At 58.5% G+C, this 2,835-nt stretch carries 6 protein-coding genes; 2 read left to right on the top strand and 4 right to left on the bottom strand.

Going from position 1 to position 2,835, the window contains the following annotated elements; translation table 11 throughout:
• Positions 1-295: 295 nt before the first annotated feature.
• The 3 genes from AC4DF4_RS18505 to AC4DF4_RS18495 are packed head-to-tail and all read right to left on the bottom strand — an operon-like array spanning position 296 to position 1,802.
• Positions 296-1,228, bottom strand: coding sequence for a HipA domain-containing protein (locus AC4DF4_RS18505; protein WP_490049572.1), 933 nt, complete (start codon positions 1,226-1,228; stop codon positions 296-298).
• The gene (locus AC4DF4_RS18500; RefSeq protein ID WP_490049571.1) at positions 1,225-1,563 is read right to left on the bottom strand and encodes a HipA N-terminal domain-containing protein; all 339 of its coding nucleotides are present in this window, start codon (positions 1,561-1,563) and stop codon (positions 1,225-1,227) included. Before AC4DF4_RS18500 ends, AC4DF4_RS18505 begins: the two co-directional genes overlap by 4 nt.
• Positions 1,560-1,802: a helix-turn-helix domain-containing protein gene (locus AC4DF4_RS18495; RefSeq protein ID WP_490049570.1), complete on the bottom strand. Its 243-nt coding sequence runs from the start codon at positions 1,800-1,802 to the stop codon at positions 1,560-1,562. Before AC4DF4_RS18495 ends, AC4DF4_RS18500 begins: the two co-directional genes overlap by 4 nt.
• Between AC4DF4_RS18495 and AC4DF4_RS18490 the strand changes: the two genes are divergently transcribed.
• Entirely contained in the window at positions 1,722-2,039 is a 318-nt protein-coding gene (locus AC4DF4_RS18490; protein ID WP_490049573.1) for a hypothetical protein, read from the top strand. The two genes, AC4DF4_RS18495 and AC4DF4_RS18490, sit on opposite strands and share 81 nt — an antisense overlap.
• Here AC4DF4_RS18490 and AC4DF4_RS18485 read toward each other — a convergent pair.
• The gene (locus AC4DF4_RS18485; RefSeq protein ID WP_490049569.1) at positions 2,036-2,272 is read right to left on the bottom strand and encodes a hypothetical protein; all 237 of its coding nucleotides are present in this window, start codon (positions 2,270-2,272) and stop codon (positions 2,036-2,038) included. The genes AC4DF4_RS18490 and AC4DF4_RS18485 overlap by 4 nt on opposite strands.
• Positions 2,273-2,397: 125 nt before the next feature.
• Between AC4DF4_RS18485 and AC4DF4_RS18480 the strand changes: the two genes are divergently transcribed.
• On the top strand, positions 2,398-2,835 hold a 438-nt coding region (locus AC4DF4_RS18480), incomplete at its 3' end, for a hypothetical protein (protein ID WP_490049568.1).

Below are 2,835 nucleotides of genomic sequence, written 5' to 3'. Positions count from 1 at the left end.
TCCCTGTCTGTTTACTCATGGTGTTGGTTGATTTGAAACGTTTGTTCAAACAGGCGATGTCGGAACATCGCCCGATCAACCAGCACCAATCGATTTTAACATTTTAACGAAAAAAAATCCTCTTCCTTGTATAGTCTTGAATACATGTAGTCAAGACAAGGAAGGGTGTGAAATGAAAAGATCTGGCTGCCGACTGGAGGGTCGGCGGCTCCGCACTTTCGGGGCACTCTGGGAGCGCGGACTTTGCAAAAGGGGGCACACCCTTAGCCTTTTGTCCCAAGCCTTGTCGTCAGCTTCAACCGAACAACCGCGAGCGTCGTTCCGCCAAAATATCCAGATAGCCGGCCTTTGCGGCTGCGGATAGGTAAGAGTTTTCGATTTTGCGGGCCCACGCATTCCGGGCAGCGTCCAGCGTGTGGAGGATTGGATCAAGAACGGCTGGGAGCAACCCGAGCCGTTCACGGCAGAAATAGTCCACCCAGTCGTTGCGGGTGAGTTTGCGTTTTCTGCCGCGCAGCGGCAGTGCGCATTCCTCGGACGCATTGCCCAGGACCAGTGTGGTATTTAGCAAATCGTAGGCGGGCGACAGGCGAACGACTCCATCCCTGACCACCAGCGAGAAGTTCTTCAGGTGCATGTCCTCGTTGCCGGTTAGAAAACAGAACAGCACCAGCCGTGCGAGTTTCGCCTTCTCAATGGCGGGAAACGTGCAGTGGGCTTCCACCACTTTCGCCGCCTGCTCCAGCGAGCTGTTGTATTTGGTTTCGCGCCCGGCCCCGGTGAGTTGCGCGAAGTCCTCCTGGTGCAGCCGTTTGTTTCTCCCCACCCGGTCAAAGCGCCGGATGAAATACACCCATGATCCGTCGCTGGCTGGAACCAGGCCATGAGGGGGCACTTCGAGACCCGCGATCTCCGCCAGTGTCATGGTCAGGGACTCGTTGGCGGGCACCTCTTCAAATGGCGGCGGGTTGGGCTTGAGAATGAACCGCCCACCCCGATCCACGATCTCGAAACGGCCATCCTTCGGTTTGAGCACGGCGCAAAGCTTGGGCTGCACCCCTTGGATCGACATCTTGTCCGCCCGCAGCCGCGCTTCGCGGAGTTGTTCCTCCTGGGTCAGATGCAGCGGCAGGAGGTTTTCCAAACGCGGATGCACGGCCCGCAAACCGGACCGCGAATAGAGCCCGTCTCCCTCCACGGGTTCCAGGGTGATCGGGCAGATCTTCACGCCATGCCTCCCTCCTCCGCAGGCCATGCCTCAACCGTGAGCGAGCCCACGACATCCTGCCCCACGATCATCAACTGCCGGAAGCAATCGCCGCGGTCGATCTTGTGCTTTCGCAGGATCGCCTCCAATTGCGGCCCCTCTGGCAACAAGCCCTCCAGAAACGGGGGGAAATCCCCGAATCGCCATGGCTCCTCCCGCACCGGCAGCGCCAGCGACACCGGCGGACCGGCATAGTCTGGCAGGTAGGTGAAACTCCAGCCACCCGTGGAAACCTCGGCCAGATGGCCGGCCGGAATTCCATGCTGGAGGATGATGGCCTTGCGCTGCGAATTCATGATCCCATCTCCTTCGTTTCCGCACGCCATGCATCAACCAGCGGACCCTGCGGCAGTAGTTGGATATTCAGGGCTCGTAGGACTGGCTCCATCCGTGCCCATGTGGTCCGCCCCGCTCCGGCCTCCAAATCCTGCACCACATAGCGGCTAACCCCGGCATGGCGGGCAAGCTCAATCTGGCTCAGCCCCGCCCGGCGGCGGTGCCAGCCAATCAAGGAGGCCAATTGTGCATTCTGCATGATTTTTCAGGCGAATCGGGATGGAATGGACTTAAAACAAATGTCGAGGGGAAATTATTTCCGAAACTGCTCGATATTCCAAGCAGAATATCTTTATTTCCCAAAAAAAGCCATCATCGAACCAAAAAACTTATCCTTTGCCTGATTTGTCGAGCAGTTCGCGATCAATCAGGATCGTGCGGCGACGGCCAGGTGGAAAGCAGGGCTGAATCCACCACCTTGAGCACAGTGTCCTAACCGTGATTCCCGTCAGTGATTCCCAAGTTCCATGCGGCTTGCCACTCTTCAAATTCGGATGGGCGGATGCGATAGCGGGCGAAGTTGCCCTCATGGATGCCGGCGAGCGTTTCCTCGAAAGGGGTTCTCCATAAGATGCAGCCTGCTGGGCGGGCCACACCAGCCCCTGCTTCCCCATCCTCCTGGAGGCCGCGGCAGCGTCCGCCGTCCGTGAGGCGGCGGAACGGATTCATGGGGCGGCCAAAACTACTCTACAAAATGCGCCAGTTTTCAAAAAAATAGAAAATAATTTTCCAGCCTTCTCCGCCAGTTCCGGGTATTTTGTGTTTCAGCTGAGCACGCTTGGCACAGCGCAATCATGAACCCCCAACTCCCTTGCCCGCAATCCAGAGGATTTGCCCTGGTCGTCACGCTCTCGCTGATGATTCTGCTGACGATCATTGCCGTCGGGTTGTTGACGCTTTCGAGCATCTCGCTGCGCGCCTCAAGCCAGGAAAGTGCGATGGCGGAGGCCCGTGCCAACGCTCGGCTGGTGCTGATGCTGGCTTTGGGCGATTTGCAGAAACACTTGGGGCCGGACCGCGCAGTCACCGCCAGCTCCGAGATCCTTGCGACATCGGCGGCGGCAGTCGCCAAACCCAACACCACCGGGGTTTGGGAATCATGGTGGGATTTCAATCCGAACGGCGCTCCCGGCTACGGCAGCGAGAAAACAAGCCGTTTCCGGCGCTGGCTGGTTTCGAGTGCCGACATGGCGGCTGCCGGGTCACGGGATTTCGTCACCACCGGGTGGACC

This window comes from Luteolibacter sp., from assembly GCF_058122085.1.
This window is presented reverse-complemented; position numbering and strand designations above follow the sequence as displayed.